Annotated in this window: 23 protein-coding genes and 1 pseudogene; 10 read left to right on the forward strand and 14 right to left on the reverse strand. The window is 72.8% G+C overall.

Features of this window, described 5'->3' with window-relative positions:
• Positions 1-46 precede the first annotated feature (46 nt).
• The 6 genes from ACFC1T_RS10815 to ACFC1T_RS10840 all read right to left on the reverse strand — a co-directional run bounded on the left by ACFC1T_RS10815 (position 47) and on the right by ACFC1T_RS10840 (position 5,384).
• Positions 47-490: a DUF6238 family protein gene (locus tag ACFC1T_RS10815; RefSeq protein ID WP_375886323.1), complete on the reverse strand. Its 444-nt coding sequence runs from the start codon at positions 488-490 to the stop codon at positions 47-49.
• Between the two features lie 12 nt (positions 491-502).
• Entirely contained in the window at positions 503-1,960 is a 1,458-nt protein-coding gene (locus ACFC1T_RS10820) for an SCO6880 family protein (RefSeq protein WP_375886627.1), read from the reverse strand.
• A gap of 68 nt (positions 1,961-2,028) precedes the next feature.
• Positions 2,029-3,321, reverse strand: coding sequence for a type IV secretion system protein (locus ACFC1T_RS10825; RefSeq protein ID WP_375886326.1), 1,293 nt, complete (start codon positions 3,319-3,321; stop codon positions 2,029-2,031).
• A 212-nt stretch (positions 3,322-3,533) separates the two neighbouring features.
• Positions 3,534-4,232: a hypothetical protein gene (locus ACFC1T_RS10830; RefSeq protein WP_375886328.1), complete on the reverse strand. Its 699-nt coding sequence runs from the start codon at positions 4,230-4,232 to the stop codon at positions 3,534-3,536.
• The gene (locus tag ACFC1T_RS10835; protein WP_033820884.1) at positions 4,232-4,555 is read right to left on the reverse strand and encodes a DUF6112 family protein; all 324 of its coding nucleotides are present in this window, start codon (positions 4,553-4,555) and stop codon (positions 4,232-4,234) included. Before ACFC1T_RS10835 ends, ACFC1T_RS10830 begins: the two co-directional genes overlap by 1 nt.
• A 97-nt stretch (positions 4,556-4,652) precedes the next feature.
• Complete coding sequence (locus ACFC1T_RS10840; protein ID WP_375886331.1) at positions 4,653-5,384, reverse strand: C40 family peptidase; 732 nt, start codon at positions 5,382-5,384, stop codon at positions 4,653-4,655.
• Positions 5,385-5,402: 18 nt separating this feature from the next.
• On the opposite strand from ACFC1T_RS10840, the pseudogene ACFC1T_RS10845 reads away from it, so the two are divergent.
• The 6 genes and pseudogenes from ACFC1T_RS10845 to ACFC1T_RS10870 all read left to right on the forward strand — a co-directional run bounded on the left by ACFC1T_RS10845 (position 5,403) and on the right by ACFC1T_RS10870 (position 14,332).
• Positions 5,403-5,506: pseudogene (locus tag ACFC1T_RS10845) on the forward strand.
• Positions 5,507-6,533: 1,027 nt separating this feature from the next.
• Complete coding sequence (locus ACFC1T_RS10850) at positions 6,534-7,307, forward strand: DNA-methyltransferase (protein WP_375886334.1); 774 nt, start codon at positions 6,534-6,536, stop codon at positions 7,305-7,307.
• A gap of 112 nt (positions 7,308-7,419) precedes the next feature.
• On the forward strand, positions 7,420-8,874 hold the full coding sequence (locus tag ACFC1T_RS10855; RefSeq protein WP_375886337.1) for a DUF317 domain-containing protein: 1,455 nt from the start codon (positions 7,420-7,422) through the stop codon (positions 8,872-8,874).
• 39 nt (positions 8,875-8,913) lie between these two features.
• Positions 8,914-12,009, forward strand: coding sequence for a DUF317 domain-containing protein (locus tag ACFC1T_RS10860; RefSeq protein ID WP_375886339.1), 3,096 nt, complete (start codon positions 8,914-8,916; stop codon positions 12,007-12,009).
• Between the two features lie 236 nt (positions 12,010-12,245).
• Positions 12,246-13,403, forward strand: coding sequence for a DUF317 domain-containing protein (locus tag ACFC1T_RS10865; protein WP_375886342.1), 1,158 nt, complete (start codon positions 12,246-12,248; stop codon positions 13,401-13,403).
• Between the two features lie 116 nt (positions 13,404-13,519).
• The gene (locus ACFC1T_RS10870; protein ID WP_375886345.1) at positions 13,520-14,332 is read left to right on the forward strand and encodes a hypothetical protein; all 813 of its coding nucleotides are present in this window, start codon (positions 13,520-13,522) and stop codon (positions 14,330-14,332) included.
• Positions 14,333-14,731: 399 nt separating this feature from the next.
• Here ACFC1T_RS10870 and ACFC1T_RS10875 read toward each other — a convergent pair whose 3' ends face one another.
• The 3 genes from ACFC1T_RS10875 to ACFC1T_RS10885 form a co-directional block, all read right to left on the reverse strand.
• The gene (locus tag ACFC1T_RS10875; protein ID WP_375886347.1) at positions 14,732-15,586 is read right to left on the reverse strand and encodes a DUF5655 domain-containing protein; all 855 of its coding nucleotides are present in this window, start codon (positions 15,584-15,586) and stop codon (positions 14,732-14,734) included.
• A gap of 220 nt (positions 15,587-15,806) precedes the next feature.
• Entirely contained in the window at positions 15,807-16,097 is a 291-nt protein-coding gene (locus tag ACFC1T_RS10880; RefSeq protein ID WP_375886349.1) for a hypothetical protein, read from the reverse strand.
• A gap of 103 nt (positions 16,098-16,200) precedes the next feature.
• The gene (locus tag ACFC1T_RS10885; protein WP_375886352.1) at positions 16,201-17,004 is read right to left on the reverse strand and encodes an exodeoxyribonuclease III; all 804 of its coding nucleotides are present in this window, start codon (positions 17,002-17,004) and stop codon (positions 16,201-16,203) included.
• Positions 17,005-17,313: 309 nt separating this feature from the next.
• Here ACFC1T_RS10885 and ACFC1T_RS10890 point away from each other — a divergent pair, with 309 nt between their 5' ends.
• On the forward strand, positions 17,314-18,087 hold the full coding sequence (locus ACFC1T_RS10890) for a GntR family transcriptional regulator (RefSeq protein WP_375886354.1): 774 nt from the start codon (positions 17,314-17,316) through the stop codon (positions 18,085-18,087).
• Positions 18,088-18,216: 129 nt separating this feature from the next.
• Positions 18,217-18,630: a hypothetical protein gene (locus tag ACFC1T_RS10895; RefSeq protein ID WP_375886357.1), complete on the forward strand. Its 414-nt coding sequence runs from the start codon at positions 18,217-18,219 to the stop codon at positions 18,628-18,630.
• 10 nt (positions 18,631-18,640) lie between these two features.
• Here the strand turns inward: ACFC1T_RS10895 and ACFC1T_RS10900 are convergent, their stop codons facing one another.
• The 3 genes from ACFC1T_RS10900 to ACFC1T_RS10910 form a co-directional block, all read right to left on the reverse strand.
• The gene (locus ACFC1T_RS10900) at positions 18,641-19,804 is read right to left on the reverse strand and encodes an ROK family protein (RefSeq protein WP_375886360.1); all 1,164 of its coding nucleotides are present in this window, start codon (positions 19,802-19,804) and stop codon (positions 18,641-18,643) included.
• A gap of 307 nt (positions 19,805-20,111) precedes the next feature.
• Positions 20,112-20,426 carry a hypothetical protein gene (locus tag ACFC1T_RS10905; protein ID WP_375886361.1) on the reverse strand — a complete coding sequence of 105 codons (315 nt, stop codon included), beginning with the start codon at positions 20,424-20,426 and terminating at the stop codon, positions 20,112-20,114.
• Positions 20,427-20,451: 25 nt separating this feature from the next.
• On the reverse strand, positions 20,452-22,050 hold the full coding sequence (locus tag ACFC1T_RS10910) for a hypothetical protein (RefSeq protein WP_375886364.1): 1,599 nt from the start codon (positions 22,048-22,050) through the stop codon (positions 20,452-20,454).
• Between the two features lie 277 nt (positions 22,051-22,327).
• Between ACFC1T_RS10910 and paaK the strand changes: the two genes are divergently transcribed.
• Positions 22,328-23,662: a phenylacetate--CoA ligase PaaK gene (paaK, locus tag ACFC1T_RS10915; protein WP_375886367.1), complete on the forward strand. Its 1,335-nt coding sequence runs from the start codon at positions 22,328-22,330 to the stop codon at positions 23,660-23,662.
• Positions 23,663-23,803: 141 nt separating this feature from the next.
• Here the strand turns inward: paaK and ACFC1T_RS10920 are convergent, their stop codons facing one another.
• Both ACFC1T_RS10920 and ACFC1T_RS10925 read right to left on the reverse strand, forming a co-directional pair.
• The gene (locus tag ACFC1T_RS10920; RefSeq protein ID WP_375886370.1) at positions 23,804-24,616 is read right to left on the reverse strand and encodes a hypothetical protein; all 813 of its coding nucleotides are present in this window, start codon (positions 24,614-24,616) and stop codon (positions 23,804-23,806) included.
• Position 24,617: 1 nt separating this feature from the next.
• Positions 24,618-25,301: a PepSY domain-containing protein gene (locus tag ACFC1T_RS10925; protein WP_375886372.1), complete on the reverse strand. Its 684-nt coding sequence runs from the start codon at positions 25,299-25,301 to the stop codon at positions 24,618-24,620.
• Positions 25,302-25,426: 125 nt separating this feature from the next.
• On the opposite strand from ACFC1T_RS10925, the gene ACFC1T_RS10930 reads away from it, so the two are divergent.
• Positions 25,427-26,104: a response regulator transcription factor gene (locus ACFC1T_RS10930; RefSeq protein ID WP_375886375.1), complete on the forward strand. Its 678-nt coding sequence runs from the start codon at positions 25,427-25,429 to the stop codon at positions 26,102-26,104.
• Positions 26,105-26,175: the final 71 nt, after the last annotated feature.

Consider the following 26,175-nt stretch of genomic DNA (forward strand, 5'->3'; position numbering starts at 1 on the left):
GAACAGGGGGGTGGCACTGGCGGAGCGCAGAGGAACGTTTCTCCTGTCAGATGCGAGGGGCTGTGGTGGGGGTGCCGCGCAGCTCGGAGGGGGTGGCGATCACCCGGACACGGCCCGAGGTGGTGCTGTGGCGCTGGCAGATCACCATGTCCGGGGCGCCCTCCGGCAGCCGCAGCGCGCACGCCTCGCGGGTGGGGCGGCGCCCGTCGGCGCGCGGGGCGCGGTGGTAGGCGTCGTGGAGGGCGTCGCAGGTCTGCCACAGTCGGATACGGGCGGCGTGGAGGTGGCCGGCCTCGGCCGGGGCGAGCGGCCGGGTGGTGCCGGTGTGGGTGTCGAGCAGCGCGAACAGGGCGACGCAGTGGGCGTGGAGGGCGTCCAACTCGCCTCGGGAGACGGGTACCTGCTCCGGGATGGCGGTGTGGTGGTGGACGTCGACGCCCGCGGTCGCGAAGCGCAGGAGGCGGTGGTCGCCGGTGGGCGGGTGGTGCACGGCTGCCTCCCGTCAGGTCCGGGCGAGCGGCAGGGCGGCCTGCGCGAACGCCTCGGCCTGCTGCCAGCGCAGGAGCCGCGGGTCCAGGCCGGTGCCGGCGGCGGCGGTCTCGATCGAGGCGCAGGCGCGGCGCAGTTCCTCCGGGTTGTCGGCGCTGACGACCACCAGGCCGGTCAGGTCGACGTCGGCGTGGCCGGAGATCAGCTCGCGCTCGTGCTGCTTGGCATCGGCGTACTCCATCGAGTCGGCCTCGGAGTCGACCTGCCCCTTGCGCACGCGCTCGGCGGCGTCGGCGATGATGCTCGACTTGGTGCGCTGCACCGCCTTGAGCGCGGCATCCAGTGCCTGCGGGCCGTAGGTGAGGGAGAGGGTGCGGCGGGCGCCGCCGGCGAAGACCAGCGGGTGGAGGAACCCGTGGGTGACCTCGCTTCGGGGCCACTGCTCGATCCAGTACACCGCGTGGCAGGCGGTGTCGGTGGTGAGACGGCCGGGTTCCTCGACGACCACGACGGGGCCGGCGGCAGCCGGGTCGGCGGTGGCCTCGCCGGTCTCGGACCACTGCTCCAGGTTGGCGAGCGCCTTCGGGTCGTAGGCCGAGCGGATCACGGCGGCGATTTCGCCCGTGCTGAGCCAGCCCCGGGGGTTGAGCCCGGCGTTGCGCAGCGACTGCTCGAAGCCAGGCGTCAGCTGGGACAGGACGCTGAACGCGCCGCTCAGCCCGCCGCCGGCCTCGCCGATCAGGCGGCGTGCGCCCTTGAGATCGAGGCTGATGGCGATGTACGCCTCGTGCGGGGCCGCGGTCGGGCCGGCGGCGGCGAGGAGGTCCTCGTAGACGGGGCCCGCGACCGCAGCGTCGGGGCGGCCGTTCTCCGCCCAGTACCGGGCGAGGGCGTCGCCGCTGTCGGGGACGGTGCGCTCGATCACCTGGACGGTGGTGATGTAGCCGGTGCGGGCGAGCGAGGCCAGACACCGGCCCCAGGCGTTGACGTTGCCGGCCTGGGTGGAGGGGTCCAGCAGGGCGAAGGCCCGGCTGCTGACGCGGATGACGGCGGTGAGGGTGTTCTTCTGCGGGTTGTGGATCGCGCAGAGCGTGCCGCCGGGGGCGGTGACGGCTCGAAGGCTGGCGTCGGTGCCGGGCAGGTGGAGCAGGCCGTCGCGGCGGGGCCGGGTGGCGGGCCGGGCGAGCCAGACGAGCTGGCCCTTGGCGCGGCGCAGGTAGTACCTGATGAGGATCGGGGCCCAATCTGCCACGGAGCGGCTGTGGAAGCGGACGACGACGAGGGCGGCGGCCAGGGCCCAGAGCGGGGTGGCGAGGGCGGCCCCGGCGAGTCCGGTGGCGACCATGGTCGCCAGGAGCATCGCGCCGGCGGTGCCGACGACGGTGAGCTGGGCGGCGGTCAGCCCGAGCAGGACTCCCCGTCGGGATCGGCTGGGGAAGCGGACGGTCGGTGTGGGAAGGTCGGCCGACAGGGTGGGCGACTCCTTCGGTCAGGGCGGGGGCACCGGCCGGGGCGGGCGGTGGCCCCGGCCGGTGCTGGTCAGGAGGTCGGCGGCGTGGAGGAGCCGACGGGGCTGCTCGGTGCTGCAGACGTGCCGGTGGCGGCCACCGACGGGGTGGCGGGGCCGGCGGCGGACGCCGGCGGGGCGGCAGGAGCCTGGGCGCCGCTGCGGGTGGTGCGAGCGGCACTCATCACGACCTGCGGCGTGGCGGACCCGCCCGAGGCTGCGGCGGCAACTGCGCTCGTGGGCTTGGCGGTTGATCCCTCGCTCGCGCCGCCGGTGGCGGACTGGCCGGAGGCCGGGGCCCGGGAGATCAGCGGCTGGCCCTGGTCGCCGCCCGACTGGGCACGGCGGGTGATCAGCGCCTTTCCGACCGCGTCGCCGCCGCCTCCGGAGGAGGTGCCGGGGAAGCGGAAGGTGCTCTGCGACGGAGACGATGAGCCTTCGCCGGAGCCTGAGTTGCCGGAGCCGCCACCGGCCGGGGCGTCCTGGCCGGGCACCTGCGCCGGGCCCTGCGGGGCGGCTCCGCCCATCGCGGCTCCGCCCGCTCCGCCGGCACCCGCGGTAGCGGCCATCCGGGCGCCCTTCTGGGCGGTCGCGGCACCGACCTGCAGGCCGGTGGCGGTGCTGCGGTGCAGGTCGTGGGCCTGTCCGCCGTCGCCTGCCCAGTGGACGAACTTGTAGATCGCCATGGGGCTGAGCAGCACCAGCGCCATGACGACGAGGCCGGCGATGATGTCCGACAGCGCCTGGATGCCGTCCTTGGTGTCGGTCTGGCCGAGCGCGGAGACGCCGACGAGCATGATGATCGTCATGATCAACTTGCTGAACACGACCGTGGCGGTGGCCTCGATCCACTTCCGGCGCCAGTCGCGGGTGGGCTCCCAGGCGCCGCCGGCCGCCGCGAAGGGTGCGAGCACGACGAGCACGAGGATCGTGACCTTGCGCAGGACCATCGCGCCCCAGTAGAGGATCGCCCCGGCCGCGCAGCCGAGCGCTACCAGCGCCGGGATCGCCCAGCCGAGCGGCGTCGTGACGGTGATCATCGATACCTTCACCAGTCGCCTGACCGCGTCGTCCATGCTCGAGTTGGCGATCTGGAACAGTCCCCGGCTGAGGGCGTCGACGATGACCAGCGAGACGCCGGTGAAGGTGATCGCCGTCATCGCGAACAGGGTCGCCGAGACGGTTCCGGTGACGGCCTGGCCGAGCGCCTGGCCATCCCGCCTCCACGCGGCGCGGATCAGCTGGAAGATGAAGGTCATCACCAACATCACCAGCGCGATCGGCAGGATCGTCGCGTAGTTGGTGCGGAACCACTCCGCACCCAAGTCGACCGAAGTCGTCTTGTCGACGGCACGGGAGGCGAGGTCGACCGCGCTCTTGGCGAGGTCGCCGGCGGACTTCGCGACCCAGTTGCCGATGGAGTCGGTGACAGAATCGCTGACGCCACCGACGATGACATCGCAGAGCAGGCCGGATCCGGGTAGATCACAGAAACCGATGGGCGATCAACTCCTACGTTGGGGACCGGTGGTGTAGGTCAGGGGTAGACGGTGGTGGCGATGGAGGCCAGCGCGCAGTCGCGGCCCGGCCGGCACTGGACGGCCAGGGTGATGGCGCGGTCCTCGGCGCCCCGGCCGCCGTCGAGCCAGCTGACGGTCTGCTTGCCGGTGACGGTGACGGCGTAGATGTAGGCGACGGTCAGCTGCGTCGGGTCCTTGCCGATGGCCTGCTGCCACGCGGCGGGCAGGTGCGCCTCGGCTGCCTCGCCGACGGCGTGCTGGCCGTTGTCGCGCATCCGGCTCCACAGGGTCGGGTCCGGCAGCTGGGCGGCGAGAGCGTCCGGGTCGGCGTACTTGGTCTCGTAGGTCAGCCAGCCGCGGAGCCCGGCCAGCTGCTGAGGCTGGGTCGCCGTGCGGGTGTCGTAGCTCCACAGAGCAGCGGCGAACGCCTTCGCGTACGCGATCGGGTCGCTGGTGTGCGGCGGAGCGGCCACGACGGACACACCCGGTGTCGCCCCGACCGAGGGGGCGGGACTCGGTCCGTGCGGCGAGGCGGTCGAAGTCGCTGAAGTAGAAGGGCTGGAGGGTGAGTTGGCGGCGCTCGGGGTGCGGTGGCCGCCGCCCGCCAGCCGGGCGGTGAGCCCGGCCAGCAGGGCGACGACCACGAGCACGCCCAGGCCGATCAGCAGCCGGCGCAGCAGGGTGGACTGGCCGGTGAACGGCGAGGACTTCGGCATCAGTGGACGCTGGTCCCAACCGTCGAGAAGAACGACACGATCCCGTTCGCGGCGCCCAGCAGAAGCGCGCAGCCCGCGGCGACCAGGGCGCCCTGCTTGCCCTTCTGCTCGCTGCCGTGCGATCCGGTGTGGTGGCCCCAGGCCCAGACGATGCCACTGACGCAGAGCGCACCGACGACCGCGATGATCGCGAACAAGTTGATGCTGCCGACGGTGGACTTCAGAACGGACAGGCCGGGCAGGCCGCCCTCGGACGGCGAGATGCCGGGATCGTAGGCCAGTTGCTGGGCCTTCGTTGCGGCGTCGGCGAGGTAGGTGAGCAATCACACTCCACGGCTAGAGGGGCAGGAAGATGCGCGGCCGAGCCGCGCGGGAAGGGGAGAAGTGCGCGAAGTGCGCTGAGAAGGACGGCAGTTGCCGTCACGGGGCGATGCGGCGGACGGCGATGATGTCCGCCTTCCACGACGCGAGCGTGGCGATCTTGACGACATCGCCCGTCTTGGGGGCGTGCACCACGAGGCCCTGGCCAATCGCCATGCCCACGTGCTCCGGCCCGTCCGGGCCGGGCCGGGTGTACAGCAGGTCGCCCGGGCGGATGGCGTCGACGCTCACGCCGGTGCCGTTGTGGACCTGCTCGTAGGTCCGGCGTTCGATGGAGATGCCGCCGACCTTGTACGCCTGCTGCGTCAGGGACGAGCAGTCGCACCGGCCCATGGGGTCCTGGCCGTGCGCGTCGGTGCAGGTGCCGCCCCACTGGTAGGGCGTGCCTAGCTGACCGAGGGCGAACTTGATGGCGTTCTGCACGGCAGGCGGGACATCGGTCGGGATCTGGTACCCGGCCGGCAGGACACCGGGCGGGATGACGCCCCAGTTGGTTCCGTCGTCGCCTCCGGTGCCGCAGCCGCTCGGTGTGGCCGGTGCGGACGGACTGGGCGACGGGGTCGCGCCCGGCGAAGGAGTGGGCGCGGGCGTCGAACCCCTCGACAACACCTGGGAGATGGCCTGCTGGAGAGCGGTCGCCAGCGGCTCCCACTTGGCGTAGGCATCCGGGAATCCGGACCGCTGCACCTTCTGCGCTGCCACGGTGAGCGGCAGCTGCTCCCAGCCGGGAACCTCCAGCAGCGCCTTGTAGAACTTGGTCGAGGCGTACACCGGGTCCTGGATCTGCTCGGCCGTGCCCCAGCCCTGCGACGGGCGCTGCTGGAAGAGGCCAAGCGAATCCCTGTCCCCGTAGGACAAGTTGCGCAGGTTCGACTCCTGCAGCGCGGTCGCCAGGGCGATGACCTGCCCGCGGGCGGACACGTTCATCGAGATGCCCGTCGCCGTGATCGTCTTCGCGAAGGGGATCTGCACCGTCGGGCTATCCAGCCCGGCGACCGGGCCGACCTGCCCGGTCGCGTCGTCCAGGATCTTCTTGACCTGGGCGGCGACCGCCGCGCTGTCCACAGGTTGTGGACCGGGGCCGGGTGTGCAGGTGTCGGACTTGGTGGAGTCGTTGGCGCTGACCGCCAGGGCGGGGAAGGCGATGGCGAACGGCGCCAGGAGGAGGCCGGCGAGACCGCCGCCGACCCACTTCTGCCAGCTCATCGCGCCCCCCGATCGTCACCTCCGGCCGGGACGGAGGGAGGGTCCGGCGGGCGGGGATTGGGCATCCGCATCCGTGCGGTGAGGGCGAGCAAGGCGGGGGCTCCTGTCGGATCGTGTGGCCGGGTGCGGGGTGGGGCCCACTCCACCCGGGTGCGGGCGAGCGGGCCGGCGAGAGCGGCAGCAAGCCGCGCTCGTAATCTCGAAAAAGGCATGGGTGTCCCTTGGAATGGGTGGGGTGGAATTCGCTTGCGGTGGCCGAAGGTATCGAATCGAGGGCTCGCAACCTAAAACGGCGTGGGCCCTGCGGTCCGGGATAACCAGTCGGCAGGCCCGGAGGACGCTAATGCCTTCTCGACTCGCGACCAAAAACGGGCTGCTGGTCGTCGGTCAGGCATAAGCCGGTGTTCCTCCGGGGTGCCCCACCGTAGAACCAGACTGGCTCGGAACCTAAAACGGGATATCCGGGCCGGTCGCTCTCCGGGGGCGTGGCAGACGATAGGCGCAGTGCGACTCGCAACCTAAAACGATCTTCGCAGGGGTGGTCGGGGTGCGTTTTAGGTTGCGAGCCCTCTCTGGGCTAGGTTCCTGACGCAGCCGCAGGCCGAGCGTTTCCGGAGCCGCCTCGCCAGCCTCCGTTCACCAGCCGAAAGGCCAGGTCGCAACTCCGGTTGCCGCTGCTGCCCCCCATCCCCGACCAGGAGGTCAGTCCGCCCCTTGCCCTACGAAATCCACCAGGGCGACGCCCTCACCCGGCTCGCCGCGATCCCCTCGAACTCCATCGACGCCGTCATCACCGATCCGCCCTACAACTCGGGCGGACGCACCGCCCAGGAGCGGACCGGCCGAACGGCCCGGGCGAAGTACACCTCGAACGACGCCGCCCACTCCCTCGCCGATTTCCCCGGCGAGAACAAGGACCAGCGGAGTTACACGTATTGGTTGTCCCAGCTCCTGGCCGAGTCCTACCGTGCGACCAAGACCGGCGGCGTCGCCCTCGTTTTCACCGATTGGCGTCAGTTGGCTGCCACGAGCGACGCGCTGCAGGCCGGCGGCTGGATCTGGCGCGGCGCCCTCGCCTGGTACAAGCCCGCCGCCAGGCCGCAAAAGGGCCGTTTCACTCAGCATTGTGAATTCGTGCTGTGGGGGAGCAAGGGCCCGATCGACGGCGACGCCCACCCGGTTTACCTGCCTGGCCTGTACACCGCCTCCCAGCCGCGGGCGAGCCGCGTCCACATCACCCAAAAGCCCGTCTCGGTGATGCGGGAACTGGTCAAGATCTGCCGCCCGGGCGGCACGGTGCTCGACATCTGCGCGGGCAGCGGCAGCACCGGAGTCGCCGCCCTGCTGGAGGGCCGGAACTTCGTCGGCGTCGAGGTCACCCCGCACTACGCCGGCATCGCCGAGCAGCGTCTCGCGGAGACCGAGCGGCAGATCGCCGAGGGCACGACCGACCCCGAGGCCGCGGACGAGGAACAGGCCGAAGCCTGATCACCGACAGCCGGGCCGCCCCCGCCGGGGCGGCCCGGCCCCGCCCGAGCCCGAAGGAGACTCCCTGAGCACCCCCGCCCCCGACCTCGAAGTGGTGGTCACACCAGGCCACTTGGCCGGACCAGGCGACGCCGAGGCAGCCCTCGCCCACTTCCTCGAAACATCCCCCACCTGGGGCCGCTACAGCCCGGGGCAGGACACCACCGTCGCCCTGCACGAGTCCCTCCTCGCCGCGATCGAACTCGACCACGACACCACCACCGGGCCCCGCTGGAACATCGCCGCGTACGCCTCGCCCGTCGGCGAGCGAACCTGGAACGCCACCTTCTGCACCCGCACACCGGTCGAGGTCGTGACCGCGGTGGCCGAGCGACTCTCCCACGCCCTGACCGCGACCTCCGAAGCGGTGCGCGACGAACTGCTGTGGGGGCGCCGGTCGCTGGACAACACCATCGCGGCTGACCTGGAAGCCGCCGCCGACCCGTGGCAGCGGGAGACCGCCCCCGTCCCCGGCGTCTACAGCTACACCCGCCCCGACGACACCGCCGGCATCGCCGTCAACCACAACATCGGCGACATCCGCGGGATCGGGCCGACCGTCACCGTCTGGGGCGGCCCCCGCGGATACCCCAGCGAACGCTGGCACGCCGCCTTCACCGGCCACACCCCCAACGCCCTCATCAGCGCCGCGCTCGACGAGGTTGTCAACCCCCTGCCGGCGCTCCGCCAGCGTCGCCAAATCCCCGCCGCCAACCGCACCCAGGTCCACCTCGAACCGTGCCCCCGCCGCCACCTCCCACCCGGGACGGGGCAGCAGTCCGCCCGCGAAGGCCCGCCAGCTGAGCCCGGACCCTCCGGCCCCGGCCAGCCCGACCCGAACGCGGTCATCATCCGACGCACCGACGAGGGCGCGATCGTGGCGAGCGGCGGGGACGAGCACACCGCCTTCCTCGTCGGCACGACCGGCTTCGCACCCACCCCCGGCAGCCCGAACCACTACACCCTGCCCACCGGCCACGAGCACTACGAGGAGAACGAGATCGCCACCGACGCGGCCCTCCTCCTCGCCACCGCCGGGTACGACGTCACCCTCGACCCCACCCTCGGCAGCCGCCCAGCAGCACCACCCTTCATCGCCGTCACCGGAGACCGCCTACCGAGCAACGCCGCGGAACAGTTGGCCGAGCGCATCGACGAGGTCACCACCCACCTGCTGCACACCACCGACCCGGCCGAGGCACGCAGGGTGGCCGGCGTCATCACCGGCGAGGGCGGCGTGCTGGAACGCAGCGCCCGGGCCCTGCGCGCGGCCAGCGGCTGGGCCATCCACCACCGCGTCGGCGGAGACGCCGGTGAAGCGCTCCGGCTGACGGCCGAGATCATCGCCTCCGGCCGGGAGGCTGCCGACCACGCCGTCGGCCGCCTCGACACCGACCGCTCGCCGCGATCCGCAGCAGCCCGCACCCGCACCACGCCGGTCACCCCGACCGCACTTCCTCCGGTCGCCGGCCCGCTCGGCCACACCGGCGCGCCGGACCGCGACGGCCCGCAGCCGAGGTCCCACTGACCGCCCGCATCGCATGAAACCGCATACCTGGAACAGCAGTTGACCACGGCCAATCCCCACTGGACCAAGCGGGCCCGCGACCGGCCCTGGCAGCAGGTCCGCATCACCCCAGCCCTGTACGCCGGCCCCACCCCGGACACCGAGCGCGCCATCCGGCCGCTCACCGACGCGGGAGCCGTCCGTCTCGACGACGGCCGCGGCAACCAGCTGATCATCTCCACCGACGGCCGGGTCCGGCTCGGATTCGAGCCGGAGAACGGCGACGTGATGTGGAAGGTCGCCGTCCACGAACGCGCCTTCCTCCCTCCGCTGTGGACCGTCAGCCTCACCGAGAACACGCCGATCGAAGTCGTCGAGGCCATCACCACCGACCTGGCCAACCGGCTGCGGACCGGTGGACGGCTGACCGGGGCCGCTGCCGACGCCGAGTGGCGCACTCCCCTCCACGCCAACGGGTGGAGCCTCACCTGGGACGCCGCGACGGGCACCGAGACGGCGTGCTCGGAGTACAGCCCGCAGGACAAGATCGTCCTCAACACCCGGGCCTTCCCGGACCCCGACGAGTGGGAGGAGGCCGGGCAGGACGCCTTCTGGAGCGTTGATATCGCCGGCGACTTCGACGGCTGGTCCGCCGCGGCGAGCATCTCCACGCCGGACGGCCATCCTGCACACCATGGTCAGCGCGATGCTCGCCCCCGCCATCCGCGACATCGGAGACCTCGACGACCTGGCCGTCGGCGCGGCTGTCATCGGCGCCGCCGAACTGACCGAGATCCCCTCCAGCCCGACGCCGCTGGACGTCCACCGCGCCCAGGCCGCCCGCAGGACCTCCCCTGCTCGAGCCGCCGCCGACTCCACCCGGATCGCCGTCTCGGCACCCGCTCTCTCCCCGCAGCCGGCGGCCAGGCCGGTGCCGCGCCCCCGCTGAACACCGGGGCACAGCAGCGAGGGGACCAGCCAGCGGCCCCGCTGCCGAACCAGAACCCGCCGCCCGCGCTGCCACCGTCACCCACGGTCCCAGCCGTTGACAGCCCCCGAGGAACCGCCATCCCCGAAACCACGATCGACGTCACCCCGGCCTACCTCGCCGGGGCCAGCCACACCAACCGGGTCTTCGGCCGCCTCGTCCAGCAGGGCTGGGGCCGCAGCACTGACGACGACCTGGGCCAGGAGTTCGCCTGGAGCCCGAACCACCGCTTCCGCATCGCGGACGGCCAGCTCGACCCCGGCGCCGCCTGGCGGATCACGGCAGCACCGGAGCCCCTCGGCACGCCGAGCTGGATGACCGGCTTCTCGACCGAGACGCCGCCCGAGATCATCATGGCCGTCACCGACGTACTCGCCCGCACCGGAAGGAGCATCGACTGGACCGGCGAAACACACCCCGCTCTCCAGACCCCTACCGATCGGCGGACCCTGATCCGCACCCTCACAGACGCCGACTGGCGCAGCACCTACCGCGCGGGCGTACTCGAGCTCGAAGCTCCCGACGAACTCGCCCGCGTCCAGGTCCGCCTGGACCCGCCCGGCGATCCGGACGACCTCATGGCCCACCCCCACCTGTACGTGGAGATCGGGCCGCGGGGCTCCGGCGGCTACCCGCCCTACTGGCAGGCCATGGCCACCACCAACGCCCCCGCGGTCGTCGTCGACGCCGTCGTCCAGGCCCTCACCGACCCCACGCCCCTGCAGCGGGACCGGGACTGGATGGACGAGGAACTGCTCGCCCGCCTCGGCCACCGGATGGAGGCCGGCCCCGCCAACGTCAGCCCGTACACCGAGACGGACCTGCTCGAAGCGGCTGCCGAGCTGTGCGAGGAGGTCCTGGAGGAGATCGAGCACTTCGACTTCATACCCGAGTGGTACATCGTGGACCGGGTCATCCCCAGCAGCCGGAGCGGCACCCCGACGACGTGGGGCCAACTTCCCTCGGAGCAAAGGGCCCTGGCGTGCTTGCTGGTGGAAGACGTGGTCATCGCGGCAGCGGCGAGTTCGCCGGTGCTCCTCGACCTGGACCTGGGCGCCAACCTCGACCCGCGGACCGCAAGCCGAAAGCTGACACCTCCCCTCACCACGGCGCTGAACGAACTCCCCTTCAACATCGGCGACCTGGAGGACGCGGCAGCCTACGCCGCTGCGACGCTGATCAACCGGGTGGATCTCAGCGGGATCGCCGATATGCTGCACGACCGGCCGGTCGGCGACGGCACCACGTGGACCTGGGGATCGCTGCCGACCGCCGAGCACGAGCAGGCGCTCCACGCGATCGACCGTCTGCTGACCGGGGCCGCCGCGCGCACCCCGGAGCTCTTCACCCCGGACTTCAGGCCCGCGCCGCTGGCCCTCGTCGCCCCGGTCTACCTCGCCGGCCCCGGCCACGACCGCACCGCCGCGGCCAAGCCCCTGACCGACCGGGGCTGGACCACCGAGCAGCAGGGCAACACCACGGTGTACACCAGCCCGTGCCGACGGCTGCGCGCCGAGTCGGCCGTCGACAACGCGGGGACGAGCTGGACCGCCTCCTTCAACTACCTGCTGAGCGGTGAGGAGGTCTGGCGGGTCACCGCGGACCGCCGCACCCCGCCGGAGATCGTTACCGCCCTGCACGCCGCGTTGGCCGCCAGCCCGGGCGAGCTGATCCGGCCCGCCGGCAACGCCGAGGACGGTCTCGTGCCGATCATCGCCGCAGGCTGGCACGACAACAGCACCCGCGAACACCTGATGTGGGACGCACCGGACGCCGAGATGGCCAGCGTCTACCGCTGCACCGCCCCCGCCGGGCAGATGTTCGTCGGGGAGAGCCGCGCCTGGCAGATCAGCGGCGGCAAGCTCGGTCCAGGCGAAGTAGAGGGCTGGACCATCGAGATGTCGGAGAACATCCCGGCCCCGCTCCTGGAAGCCGTCACGGCCGCGATGGCCGACCCGGCGCCGGTGGCCCGCCTCGGCCGTGACCTCACCTCCGAGCACCTGCTGTACCTCGACGTCCACCCCCTCGCCCCCAAGGCAGCATCCGGCCCGTCCGCGCGGGCCCTGGCCGCCCGCACCCGCGTCGTCCTCTTGCCGCGGGCCCCGGCCGCCGGCCACTCGGCCATCGCCACCACCCCACCGGACCAGTTCCGGCAGCCGACCCGCTGAGCACCTCCAACGGCACGCGCTCCTGAGCACCAGATCGACGACCACGAGGAGCACCGGCCCCTTCGACAGCGACGCCGACCGAGCCCGCCCCCACCAGCGGCCGGGCCACTCCTCCAGCCGCCCACAGCGGCGCACCCCAGTTCCTGCGCCCCCTGCGAGAAATCCTGAAACCCACCCACGCCACCGTACTCACCGCCCTCGCACCGCTGGCCGACGGCACCGCCACCGGCCGGCAGATGATCGCACGCCGAGGCGGAGTGCTCGTCACCGCCGAGCTCGCTCACGCAGGCATCCGCGACGACACCTTCAACGGAATCCGAATCCGAGCCGTCGTGCGGGAGACCGGCGCCGAACTGGGCTCGAACCGCTTCGACTTCGACACCCACGCCACCGTCCCCAACCCCGGCTTCGTCCACCGCATCGATGACCTCGACCGGATGCACCGCTTCGGAGAACTCACCCCCGAACTCCTGCAAGACGCCATCGACCGGTACCTGGACCTCTACACCGACGCGCCGCCCGGTGCGCCGGGTCGGCACCGCGTCGCACCGGCCCTCCCTCGCGCTGACACTGCGGGACCGACCCGCAAGTCCGTCCAGGACCCATCCCCGGTGCTGGTCAGCCCGCTCTACCTCGCCGGTCCCGCCGGCCCCCGGGAACTGGCGACCGCACCCTTGCTGGAGCACGGCTGGAGCGTGCGCACCGACCGGTCGACGACGACCTACACCAGCCCGTCCGCTCTCCATCACGTCGTCGCCACCCCGGAATCCGCCATCTGGGCCTGGACCGTCACCGGGCTGCACCACGCCGGCGGCCCCCCGGCGTGGCGGGCAGCGGCCGACGCGAAGACGCCGCCCGAGATCATCGCGGCGCTGACCACCGCCGTCACCCAATTCCCCGGCCCACGTGATCCGCGCCGCGCGCTCCCACCGCCCACTGCCGCCCTGGACCAGCTGGCCGCCGCCGGATGGCGACGGCTTCCCCACCTCCCCGACGACATCATCTACGTCGAGCCCATCCACGGGCTCGCCCGCGTGTCACGCTCACTTCCCGCCGCGCACCACGCCTTCCGCCGGGACGACTGGCACATCAACGGAGGCAGGCTCAACCTCGGGCCCCGGGCAGGCTGGTACATCGAGATGGACTCCAGCATCCCGTCCCCGCTGCTCGCCGCCGTCACCGGCGGACTGCTGGACCCCACCCCAGTGGAGCGCCCCCGGCACAGCCTCGCCGACGAACACCTTCCCCACCTCGACATCACCACCGTGCAACCCGACCGGACCCTGGCGGCGAACCGCGCCAGCGCAGCCCGCCGCACCTCCTCGAACACCACGGTGTTCGCGACTCCTACGCCCGCCCCGCCCCAGCCAGCCGGCACCCGCCGAGCCCGCTGAACCGACCACCACCGCCACAGCACAGATTCCACAGGGAGCACGGCCTGACCACCACCGCCCTCGACACCATCGAACGGATCGCCCGCGCCACCGCCTACCCCACCACGCAGAAGATCATGATCCGCGGACTGCTCGACACCCCCGGCTCGTACGCGGCCCTTGCCGCAGCCGTCCACCGCGACGACCTCCGCCCGACCGCACTCGCCGTAATCCGTACCCTCGTCGAACAGGACATCGACGCGGGCCGACCCTGGCCCTCCGAAGCCGCTCGCTGGCTCAGCCGCGCCAACGCGGACTGGCAGACCAGCGCCGCCCTGGCCAACCACCTCGCCTGGTACGCCCGCAGCCAGCGCAACAGCGCCCTCGCCCACCTCACCGGCAACGACCACCTCACCCAGCCCGGCACAGACCGCACCCATGCCCAAGCGCTCCGGCACATCCACCTCGCCGCTCTCCGCTTCGACTTCCGGTGCCGCAGCATCCAGCAGCTGCTCGACCAGGCCCCTGTGGACGAGCGCACCCGCTGGGATCCGTACACCCGCGCCCTCGCCGCCTTCGCCCTCCTCGGAAGCTGCGCCCCCGGCGCCCTTGAAGCCCTGGACCGAAGTCTCGCCGAGGCCGGCGACAACCCCCAGGTCTGCCACGCCCTGCTCCACGGCCTCTGGCTCGGAGATGGACTGCCCGACCAGGCCGAGCGGATCCTCGAGCTGGCTGCCTGGCCTACCTTCGACGACGCCGACCCGATCATGATCTTCCGCACCGCCACCGCCTGGCGGAACCTCGGGCGCCGAGCCGAAGCCCTTGCGGCGATCGACAGCGCCCTCGAAGCCCTCGGCCCGAACCAGCCCGAAGTGCACGCCGACCTTGTCCGCGAACGCGCGCTGATCACCTCGCTGGCCCGAGAACCGCAGCACGACTGCGAACACTGACCCCACTCGACTTCGGCCTGCGCCCGGAGTCGCCACCCCTTGACGCGGAGGACCACCATCGAACAGCCGAACCCCCAGGATCGTCAGCCCGCCGCCCCTCACCCAAGCCTTGCCGGAGGTGAGGAAGGCCGGACGTACCAGCGAGACCTGAGCCGCTGGGCCGCCCGCCGGCACCACATCAAGCAGGCCCTCAACTCCCCCCCCCGCCGGGCAGGCGAGCGAACCGCCCGCCACCGCACCACCATCCCGCCCTCGCCGCCGCTGACCGCCGCCCGCACCCGCCCGGCTGACCACTGAACACCAGAGTCAGCACCCAGACCCAGCCCTCCGTTGAGCGGGCCGAACAACGGCGATGGGCCGTACCCCGGAAAGGGGGTACGGCCCATCGCCATTGCTGGACTACGCTGCAGCGGCGTAGCTCGTCCGCAGCAGCGCCATCGACCGGTCGAGATCCTCCACCGAGCCGATCCGGACCTCCAGCTCGCCCGTCCCGAGGTGCCCGATTCTCCGGACGTCCCGGGTCCAACCCGGGACCAACTGGACCGTCGTCGGGTCGACGCGCAGGAAGACGACCAGAGCCTGCGCCAGCACCCGGACGCAGGCGAAGTTCCGCCGTCGGCGGTAGGCAACGTAGTGCTGCAGCGACACCGCGTGGCCCTCGCCCAGGTCGAGCAGACGCGAGTCGAGCTCCTCGTACAGCCCGCGGATCTCGCCGCTGGCCTGCGCGAGCACGTCGGTGACCGTCCGACGGTTGGCCGAGACCGGCCGCGCAAGCTCCGAACGCCGTCCCGACAGGGTGCCGCACCCGCCGGCGACCGACGCCGCCAACTCCAGGGTCACCAGGTCGTCCCCGTAGCGCCGGTAGACCACCATGTCGATCCGGTGGTGGGACATCCCGGCCGCCACCAGGTCGTACCGGCTGAAGTCCGCCGCGATGCACACCACCCGCGGGTTGCTCCAGTCCACCTGCTCAGCGGCCTCGGCACCGAGCCGCTGCTCGACGAGCGCCTCGAACTCGGCGCGGTTCTCCACCAGCCACGAGAGGTAGAACAGCCCCTGCGCGAGGACCGACTCGCTGCGCTGGCGCTTGTACTCGATCAGCACCGGGCTGCCGTCCTCGTCCAGACCGAGGCTGTCGATCCGACCCCGGTGCACCGGGCCGGTGGAGTACTCGCTCGCCAGGAAGCGGACGCCGCCCAGCATCTCCTCCATGTTCGCCTCGACGAGAGCCTGGAGGTGACGCTCCAGCTCCACGGTGTCACCCTCGACACGACGAACATCCCCATCAGAAACGCGGAACACCTGCAGACCCGCCACGTACCCCCCAGCACACCATCCACCGGACCGCCCGGCGATGGACCGGACAACATACATGCCGGAAGCAGGACAATCTAGTGCTTGTTACGCTTATCGCACTTTGCTCCGGCGGGGAATAGAGGGGATCGCCGGTGAGCCGGTGTTCTCGGTGGCAGCTCTACTGGGGCAGTTGCGGCACCGGCAGCCCAGTAGCTGTCCCAATCCCGGTGAGGACCATGTTCTGAGTCACCGGGTTCGTCGCCACGTTCTGGACCACCGAGCCCACGCGCTGCAGGAACGTGTGGACGCGCCCCTGATCGGGGTTCCCCGTCGCCGCATCGGCCTCCAACGTCGCGACGTCACCCTCAACCGTTGCCTGCTGCTCTGCGGGAAGTCCGAGCATCGGGATGCTGAAGCGGATCATGGTGGCGAGGGTGGTGAGGTGCTCGCTGCGGAACTGCTCACTCAAATTCCTTGGCCGAAAGCTGTGTTGGCTCGCTCGGACGTCTGTGTTCGGTGCCGTGAAACCCCTGCTGCCGCGCACCGCGGCAGCAGGGGTCCGGATTCTCGGGCTAGAACCTGTGGTCGAAGACGGCCGTGACGGGGGCGTGATCGGACCAGCGCTCGGCGTGGGAGGCCGGGCGCTCCACGTATGCCTCCGTACAGCGGTTTGCGATACCCTCCGTTGTACAAATCAAGTCGATTCGCCAGCCGGAGTCGTTGTCGAAGGCGCGGCCGCGGTAGGACCACCAGGAGTAGGGGCCGGTGCGGTCGGGGTGGAGGGCGCGGACGACGTCGACGTAGCCGGCCTCGTCGTAGACGCGGGAGAGCCAGGCGCGTTCCTCGGGGAGGAAGCCGGCGGACTTCTGGTTGGCCTTCCAGTTCTTGAGGTCCTCGGGGCGGTGGGCGATGTTCCAGTCGCCGCAGACCACGACCTCGCGGCCGTCGGCGGCGGCGCGGGCGCGCAGGGCGGTGAGGTGGACGAGGAACTCCGCCATGAAGCGTTCCTTCTCCTCCTGGCGTTCGGTGCCGACCTCGCCTGAGGGCAGGTAGAGGCTGGCGACGGTGAGGCCCGGGAGGTCGATTTCCACGTACCTGCCCGAATTGTCGAATTCCTCCGAGCCGAATCCGATCACGCTGCGCTGCGGCTCCTTGCGGGAGAGGATCGCGACGCCGGCCCGGCCCTTGGCGACCGACGGGGCCCAGATCGCGTGCCAGCCGTCCAGGTCGCGCAGTTCGACGGGCAGTTGCCCGGGTTCGGAGCGCACCTCCTGGAGGCAGATCACGTCCGCCTCCGTTCCGGCGAGCCACTCGACGAAGCCCTTCTTGGCCGCCGCACGGATTCCGTTCACGTTCACACTCGTCACCACGATCACCCGGGCAGCCTACCCATTGGGCGCCCACGCACCGAAGCGTGACGCGCTGCCGCGGGCCGGTCGGGGGCGGTCGCGGACCGGTCCGGGCAGGCTGTCGTGAACGTGGCATGAATGTTCGCGACGGTCCCATCAAGCCCTGCCATTGGTCTTGACCATCTCCGGAGGGAGCACCTAGGGTCACTTACTGCAAGGACCTTTAATAAAGAAGGACGGATAAAGGCCCGCTCTCCCACCTGCCGCAACAGCGGGCAGCGGGCCCGGGATCCGCCCTCCTTGTCGTACGGCGGACAAGACCAGGTGGAGGACACGGTGGGGACGACAGGACAGCTTTCGGCGGTGCCGGAACCGAAGTACTGGCACCTGCGCACGGTGCTGCTCCGGGCCATCGACTCGGAGTTCTCCACCGGCCAGGTCCTCCCGAACGAGCGCGAGCTCGCCGCCCGCTTCGGCGTGGCCCGTGCCACCCTGCGCCAGGCCCTCGACCAGCTGGAGCTGGAGGGCCGCCTGGTCCGCCGCCGGGGGATCGGCACGCTGATCGCCGCCCCGCGGGTCGGCGTCCCGGTGAACCGGCAGGAGGAGGGCTGGCCCGGTGTCGGCCGCAGCCAGTCCTGGCGCACGGTGGACTGCACCACCGCCCCCGCCCCGGCGCAGCTGGCCAAGAATCTCGGCATCGCCGAGGGTGCCACCGTGCACACCGTCCGCCGGGTCCGCCTGGTCGAGGGCCGCGCGATGGCCACCGAGTCGCTGCACGTCCCCACCTCCGCCCTGCCGCACCTGCCCGGCTTCCGCGCCGAGAGCGACCGCGCCCGTTCGGTGCTGCGCCAGCTGGAGCGGCTGGAGGTCGACGGCGAGTCCCGGGCCGTGGAGCTCGGTGTCGCCGAGGCCGACGAGGCCGCGCTGCTGGAGCGCCCGCCGGGCACCCCGGTGCTGGTCATGACCACCCAGTACGCCGCCGCCGGCCGCCTGGTGGCCCTCGCCGTCGCCACCTACCGTGCGGACACCTGCAAGCTGACCTTCGGCGAGACCGGCCTGGTCGAGGTCACCCCGGTCGGCGCGACCCCCGAGGTCCGCACCGCCTCCTGAACCACTCTCCGACAACCCTCAGACCGCGACCCGGCCGCCGAACTGGCGCCCGGGTCGCGGCCGTTGGGGCCGATAGGGCCCAGGCTGATCACCGGCGGGCCGACGGTGACGAGCGGGGAGGCGGGGTGGATGAACCTGGTATTGGAGTTGTGGGCGCGGTCCGAGATCCCCGACTACGACGCGCTGTTCCGGGCGGACGGGACGGCCAGGGAGGCGTTCATCGACGGGGCGGACTCCCTGCGAGTGGAGCTGGGGGAGCCGTTCGAGGTCGAGGAGCCGGAGTACGCGCGTGAGATCACGGTGGAGAGCGAGGCGGAACTGCCGGACGGGCGGGGCTACGTCTGCTGCGGTGACGGGACTCAGGGGGACGAGGGGTTCTTCGCCCGGCTCGACGCGGAGCGGCGGCTGGTGTGGGTGCTGGCGTCGACGGGCGGCAATCCGTTCCTGCGGGCCTCCGTCGACTGGCCGTTGGCGCGTTTCGTCAACGACTGGGGGAACATCCTCACCATCGACCTGACCGACCCGGACTACGCCGCCCCGTAGCCGCCCGCCGTCAGACCCGGGGCGGGTCCACCGCGAAGAGCTGGTCCTCGACGTGGTCGAGGGCGACCCGCAGGGCGCCCATCGAGACGACCTCCGAGCCGAGGGCGGCCAGGGCCACCTCGGGGGCGCGGAGGGTGAATTGGGCGAGGCGTTCGCGCAGGGGTTCCAGGACGCCGTCGAGGCCCGCGGCCCAGCCGCCGATGACGACCAGCTGGGGGTCGATGGCGAGGACCAGGGCGGCGACGCCCTGGACCAGTCTGGTGAGGAAGCGGTCCATGGCGACCTTGGCGACCTCGTCGCCCTCGCGGGCGAGCCGCAGGACGCGGGCGACGGCGGCCTCGTCCAGGGGGTTGAGGGGCTTGCCGGTGGTGGAGAGGAGCTTCTCGGGGGTGACCTCCTGGCCGAGCAGGTGGAGGGCGCCGATCTCGCCGGCGGCGCCGCCGTAGCCGCGGTGGAGCTTGCCGTTGATGAGGGAGCCGGCGCCGGGGCTGAGGCCGGCCATCACGAAGACCACGTCGTCGGCGCCGACGGCGGCGCCCTGCCAGTGTTCGGCGATGGCGGCGAGGTTGGCGTCGTTCTCGATCAGGACGGGGCAGCGGAAGGAGCGCCGGAGCCGGGCGCCGAGGTCGAGGCCGGTCCAGCCGGGCATGGCGGTGCCGAGCTGGACGGTGCCCTCGCGGTCGACGATGCCGGGGGTGCCGATGCCGACGGACCACAGGTTGTCGCGGGAGATGCCCGCCTTGCGGAGGACCTCGGCGACGGCGGTGCGGACGGCGGTGAGCCGTTCCTCGGCGTCGAGGGTCTCGTCGACGGGCTTGAAGTGACTGCCCGCCACTTCGCCGGTGAGGTCGGCGAGGATGACCCGGATGTCGTGGACGCCGATCTCGATGCCGAGGATGTGTCCGGCCTCGGCCCGGAAGCGGAACCAGCGGGCGGGGCGGCCGCGGCGGCCGGTGCCGGACTGGCCGTCCTCCCGGGGTTGTTCGACCTCGGCGACCAGGCCGGTGTCGACGAGGCCCTCGATGACGCCCTCGACGGTGGGCCGGGAGAGCCCGGTCTCGCCGACGAGTTGGGTGAGGGTCACGGAGTGGCCGGTCCGCAGCGCCCGTAGCGTGACCGCGGCGTTGATCCGCCGCAGCAGCGAGGAGTCTCCTCCGGTGAGCCGATCCGCCAATGCGATGCCCTTCGCCGTTCGCGCGACTGCCCTGGCGCGCGGTGTCGAGTCCGCGGAGCCCACCGAACGGCCCGCGGGGGTCTGCCCCCCGGAACACGGAACACGGAACGCGGAACGGGCGGCGCACGGCCGCCCGTACGGAGGCCCGGAGGACAAGCCGGAGCCTACCGGGGGAGCGCCCCGGGCGGCGAGGATTCCCGCAGCTCACCTGGGCTTCGGTATCGAAATGGTACGGATCGGGTGGCGGTACGTGACCCGTGCTTCACCGGTCGGCCACGGACGGTCCGTGCCCGGGTCCGTGCCCGGGTCACCGCCTCGGTCCCCGCCCCGGGCGCCGGCCCCGTACGGACCACCGGGAGCGCACGGACAGCAGCGAGCCGACGCTCAGCCAGGAGCAGGCGGAGAACGCGCTGACCACGGACCCGGCCGAGCCGATGGACAGCACGCTGCCGACGGAGCCGATGGAGAGCACGGACCCGACGGATCCGATCGACAGCAGCGAGCCGATGGAACCGATGGAGCCGATCGAGCCGAGGGAGGCCCGGGAGCGGATCGAGCGCACGGAAGCGGAAACGGACACCGAAGCGGGAGCGGAACCCGAAGCGGAGACGGAAGCGGCCATGCGCCCGATCGTAACGGCGCCCGCGTCAGTCGACCCGGGCGACGAACAGTCCCTGCCCGAGCAGCCCCATCGGGTGCCCGGCCTCCGGGAGGGTGAGGACGGTGGGGCAGCCGGCGGCGGTGAGGGCGGACTGCCAGTGCTCGGCCGGGTGGGCGGTGAGGCCGCGCGGGTCGCCGGTGATCAGCAGGTCGAGCTGTTCGGCGACGGGGGCGAGCAGCAGCAGCCGGCCGCCGGGGGCGAGCAGGTCGACGAGGGCCGGGACCTCCTCCTCGGGCCGTCCGGCGGCGGAGGCGACGACGATGTCGTAGCGCCCGCCGTCGGGGGCGAGGTGGTGGTCGGCGTTCTGCCGGGGGCGGGCGGCGAGGGCGCGGGCGACGGCGGTCTCGGTGCCGTCGCGGTCGAGTTCGAGGACGCGCAGCGGCCGCGGCCCGTGGTGGGCCTCCGCGGTGGCGCGGACGAGGGCGCCGAGGGCGGTGCCGAGGTAGCCGCGGGCGGCGGCCCAGCGGACGGGGGCGGCGGCGGGGCGGGGGGCCTCGTCGCCGGTGAGGAGGCCGGGCAGGCGCAGGGCGCCGCGTCTGACCCGGTCGAGGACGGCGGCGCTGCCGAGGCCGTCGGCCCAGGTGTCGGCGGCGGGCCGCCAGGCCTCCCGGACCGCGGCGGGGCCGAGTTCGGGGGCGCCGTGGTAGAGCGGGCCCTGGGCGCCGCCGTCCCGGTGGGCGATCAGGCCGTGCCGGGCGAGGGCGTCGAGCCAGCGGCCGACCCGGGGGCGCTGGGCGGGGGTGACGAGGGCGGTGGCGAGGAGTTCGGCCTCGGAGCGCGCCGGGGCCTGGGCGGCGTCGGGACCCGGCCCCGGGGCGGTCCCCGGGACGGTCCCCGGCGCGGGTTCGATGAGGATCCCGGTCTGCTGGAGGGTGTGCAGCAGGGTGGTGAGCACGGCCCGGTCGAGGTGGGCGCCGAAGGTGCTGACCTGCTCGGCGGTGACGCCGATGCTGTGCTTCCAGGCGGCGGCCGTGGCGGTCCGGGCGTCGGCGCGCAGGCGGCGGTCGGCGGCCTCGGCCTGGCTGTGCGGGGCGCGGACGTGGGCGAGGACGGCCCCGAGGGCGTCGACGGCGGCGTAGACGTCGTCCTGCCGGGGTTCGGGGCCGACGTGGAGGACGAGCCGGAGCGCGCCGAGGTCGTGGTCGGCGAGGCCGGGGTGCCGGCTGAGCTGCCAGAGCAGGGCGGAGGGCAGGCTGAGGTGGGTGGTGCCGCCGGCGGCGAGGGCGGTGAGCTGCTCCTCGGGGGGCAGGGCCGGGTCGGGGCAGTGCACGGTGCCGCCGGCCAGCAGGGTGGCGAGGGCGAGTTCGACGGCGAGGTCGGTGACCGGGTGCAGCACGGTGTGCCGGATGGGCGCCGGGCCGAGGACGCCGGCCCAGTGCCGGAGCCGTTCCTCGGCGGCGCGGGCGGTGGAGGGCGGCAGGGCGGCGTGCGCGGCGACACGTTCGGCGAGGGCCCGGGGCAGGCCGCCGGGCGGGGAGACGCCGAGCAGCAGGCCGATGCCGCTGATCGCGCGTCCGTCGGCGACGACGGCGGGCCGGTCGCCGAGCTCGCGCAGCGCGCTGACCAGCGCAGGGGTCGAGGCCAAGGTGATCACTCCGGGGTGCGGGGGAGAAGCCGCACCACTGAACCATGGGTGCGGCCCGATGGGTGGGGCCCCCGGGTAATAGTTCCGTAATGATTTTCATATCAGCCAATCAAGCGACGGGGGTGAACCCGGTACGAACGCACCGGAACTGCACATTCCGGGAGCGCCGTGCGATCCCTTGACAGGTGGTTCGGGTGCTGGATTACTTGGCCTGGGCTTGTCCTGACCGAACGATCGGTAGGGCTCCCAGTCCCGTCCGACCTGCGAAGGAGCGACGATGACCGGCCGTGCGTCCGACCCCGACCGACGCCTGGGGGAGCCGATTCCGCCAGCGCTCCTGGATGCCGGCGAGCGGATGGGCGTCGACGAACTGCGCGCCCACCAGCTCGACCGGCTCCGGGCCACCCTGCGGCACGCCTACGACCACGTCGAGCTGTACCGCCGCAAGTTCGACGCCGCCGGGGTCCACCCCGAGGACTGCCGAACCCTCGACGACCTCGCCCGCTTCCCCTTCACCGCCAAGGCCGACCTGCGCGAGGGCTACCCCTTCGGGATGTTCGCCGTCCCGATGGAGCAGGTCCGCCGGATCCACGCCTCCAGCGGCACCACCGGACGCCCGACCGTGGTCGGCTACACCGAGAACGACCTCTCCGTGTGGGCCGACGTGGTGGCCCGCTCGATCCGCGCGGCCGGCGGCCGGCCCGGGCACAAGGTGCACATCGCTTACGGCTACGGGCTGTTCACCGGCGGACTGGGCGCGCACTACGGCGCCGAGCGGGCCGGCTGCACCGTCATCCCGGCCTCCGGCGGGATGACCGCCCGGCAGGTCCAGCTGATCCAGGACTTCCGCCCCGAGATCATCATGGTCACCCCGTCCTACCTGCTCACCCTGCTGGACGAGTTCGACCGGCAGGGCCTGGACCCGCGCGGCAGCTCGCTGCGGGTGGGCATCTTCGGGGCCGAGCCCTGGACGGAGGAGATGCGGCGCGAGATCGAGGACCGGCTCGACCTGCACGCCGTCGACATCTACGGCATCTCCGAGGTGATGGGCCCCGGGATCGCCCAGGAGTGCGTGGAGACCAAGGACGGCCTGCACATCTGGGAGGACCACTTCCTCCCGGAGGTGGTGGACCCGCTCGGCGACGAGGTGCTCCCGCAGGGGGAGAGCGGCGAACTGGTCCTCACCTCGCTCACCAAGGAGGCGCTGCCGATCATCCGCTACCGCACCCGCGACCTCACCCGGCTGCTGCCCGGCACCGCACGGCCGGCCTTCCGGCGGATGGAGCGGGTCACCGGGCGCAGCGACGACATGATCATCCTGCGCGGGGTGAACCTCTTCCCGACCCAGATCGAGGAGATCCTGCTGCGCACCCCGGGTGTCGCCCCGCACTTCCAGCTGCGGCTGACCAGGCAGGGGCGGCTGGACCACCTGACCGTCCGGGTGGAGGCCCGCCCGGAGGCGGCGGCCGGGCTGCGGGAGGCGGCGCGGGCGGAGGTCGTCCGGGCGGTCAAGGACGGCGTGGGCGTGACGGTCGAGGTCGAGGTGGTGGACCCGTACACACTGGAGCGCTCGGTCGGGAAGATCAAGCGGGTGGTCGACGAGCGGGGGTGAAGGGCCGCGGCGTCCTGCGGGGGCGGGGGCCTGCGGGGAGCAGGGGTCTGCGGGGAGCAGGGGTCTGCGGGGAGGCCGGAGGCGCACGGCTGTCCGGGGGGTGATGCCGTGCGCCTCCGACGTCTACAGCAATGTAGACGCTCAGTGGGCGGAGAGTCCAGCCGCCGCCCGACGGTGCGCCCGCGCGGCGAGCGCCAGCGACACCGCCATCAGCACCGCCAGGGCGAGGCTGACCGGGCCGGTGCCCAGGCCGATGCCGCCGCGGTCGGCGCCCACGCCCAGCCAGTCCGCGAAGGAGGCGCCCAGCGGACGGGTCAGCACGTACGCCCACCAGAAACCGGCCACCGGGCCCACCCAGCCGGACCGGGCCGCCACCGCCGGGATCGCGATCAGCAGCGCGAAGCCCAGCCCGGCCACCAGGTAGCCGAGGTGCAGGGTGGCCGCCGTCAGGTCGCCCAGCGCGGTGCCCAGGGCGAAGGTCACCAGCACGGCCGACCAGTAGAACAGCTCCCGGCGCAGCCCGGTCACCCGGTCGATCGCCAGCGAGCCCTCCACCCGGTGCCAGAGCAGGAACAGCACCGCCAGCGCCACCGCCAGCGAGCCGGCCGACAGCGCGTACGGGACGCCGAGCGCGACGTGCGCCACGTCGGCGACCATCGTGCCGAACACGCTGACCAGGACGACCACCGCCCAGTACAGCCCGGGCACGCAGCGCCGGGTCCGCAGCTGCACCAGCAGGGCCACGGCGAGCAGCAGCCCGGCGGCGGCCACCGCCAGGACCGGGTCGAAGGTCTTGGCGAGGAAGTCGGAGAGCGTCTCGCCCATGCCGGTGGTCAGCACCTTCACCAGCCAGAACCAGCCGTCCACGGCGGGCACCTTGTTGGCGTCGGAGCGCGGGGGCCGGCCCGGGGCGGGGCGGTCGGGGGCGGGGCGGGTCGTCGAGGTGTGGGCCATGTCAGCCCTCGGCGCCGTCGGCGGTGTTGCCGGTGGCGCCGGCGTTCCCGGCGGCGGCGTTCCCGACGGTGGTGTTGGAGGTCAGCTCACCGCTGGTGCCGTCCACCGTCACCAGGTGGCGCACGCCGTCCTGGCCGACGACCGACACGGCCCAGGCGGCCCCGCCGCCCTGCTCGGTGATCCGGCGCAGCGACTCGGCGCGGCCGCCCGGCACGGCGGCCTGGGCCTTGTCCAGGGCGGTGGAGGCGCCGACCGAGGGCAGCGGGGCGGGCGCCTGGCCCTGCATCCGGCCCTGGCCCTGCTGCTGGCCCTCGCCGCCGCGCTGCTGCCCGTGCCGGTGTCCCTGCTCCTGCCCGCGGCCGCGCTCCTGCTCCTGCCCGCGTCCGGCGCCGTGCCCGCCGCCGTGCCCGTCCCCGCGTCCGGCGCCGTCCTCGGCCGAGGCCGCCGCCTCGCGGTGCCCGCGGCCACCCTCCCCGTGCCCTTCGTGGGCCGCCACCGCGACGGCCAGCCCGCCCGCGCCGAGCAGCGCCACCGTCACCACCCCGGCGGCGAGCCGGCGCTCCTTGCCGCCCGCCCAGGCGCGCAGCCGCTGCGCGCGACGGCGCCGGGGCGACAGCGGCGGCAGTTCGGGGACCTCCGGCTCCTCACCGGACGACGGGGTGAAGGACGACTGGGGATCGGTCATCGGGCGTGCTCCTTGCCTGGGAAGTGCGGCGCTGCGCTCCGCGCCCGGCGATCATGGCGGACCGCACCTGAACCCACGCTTAAGCCGCCGCAAGATCACTCACGGCCGCCTGGCACCCTGAACGGATGCACATACTCGTCGTGGAGGACGAACAGCGGATGGCCACCGCGCTGCGGCGCGGCCTGGAGGCCGACGGCCACACCGTGGACACCGCCCACAACGGCCCCGAGGGCCTCGCCCTCGCCGAGCGCCACCCCTACGACGTGATCGTCCTCGACATCATGCTGCCCGGCCTCAACGGCTACCGGGTCTGCGCCCGGCTGCGCGAGGCCGGCTGCCGGGCCGGGATCCTGATGCTCACCGCCAAGGACGGCGAGTGGGACGAGGCCGAGGCCCTGGACACCGGCGCGGACGACTACCTCGCCAAGCCGTTCTCCTTCGTCGTCCTGCTCGCCCGGCTGCGCGCCCTGCACCGCCGGATCGACCAGCAGCGCCCCCGGCTGCACACCCTCGGCGACCTGGTCCTGGACGCCAACGCCCGCACCTGCACCCGGGCCGGCACCCCGACCCACCTGACCGCCCGGGAGTTCGCGATCCTGGAGCACCTGGCCGCCCGGGCCGGCACGGTGGTCTCCAAGCGCGAGATCCTCGACCAGGTCTGGGACGCCCACCACGACGCCGACCCGAGCATCGTCGAGGTGCACGTCCACGCCCTGCGGCGCAAGATCGACGCGCCCTTCGGCCGGGCCGCCCTGCAGACCATGCGCGGCGCCGGCTACCGGCTCGACCCGGCCGGCGGCTGAGGTGCGCCGCTCCCGCCGCCCCGGACCGCGGCAAGTCCCCTCCGTGCTCCGCCGGTTGCGGCAGGTCCCCT

Origin of the sequence: Kitasatospora sp. NPDC056076, assembly GCF_042266305.1 — a bacterium.
Lineage (GTDB): Bacteria > Actinomycetota > Actinomycetes > Streptomycetales > Streptomycetaceae > Kitasatospora.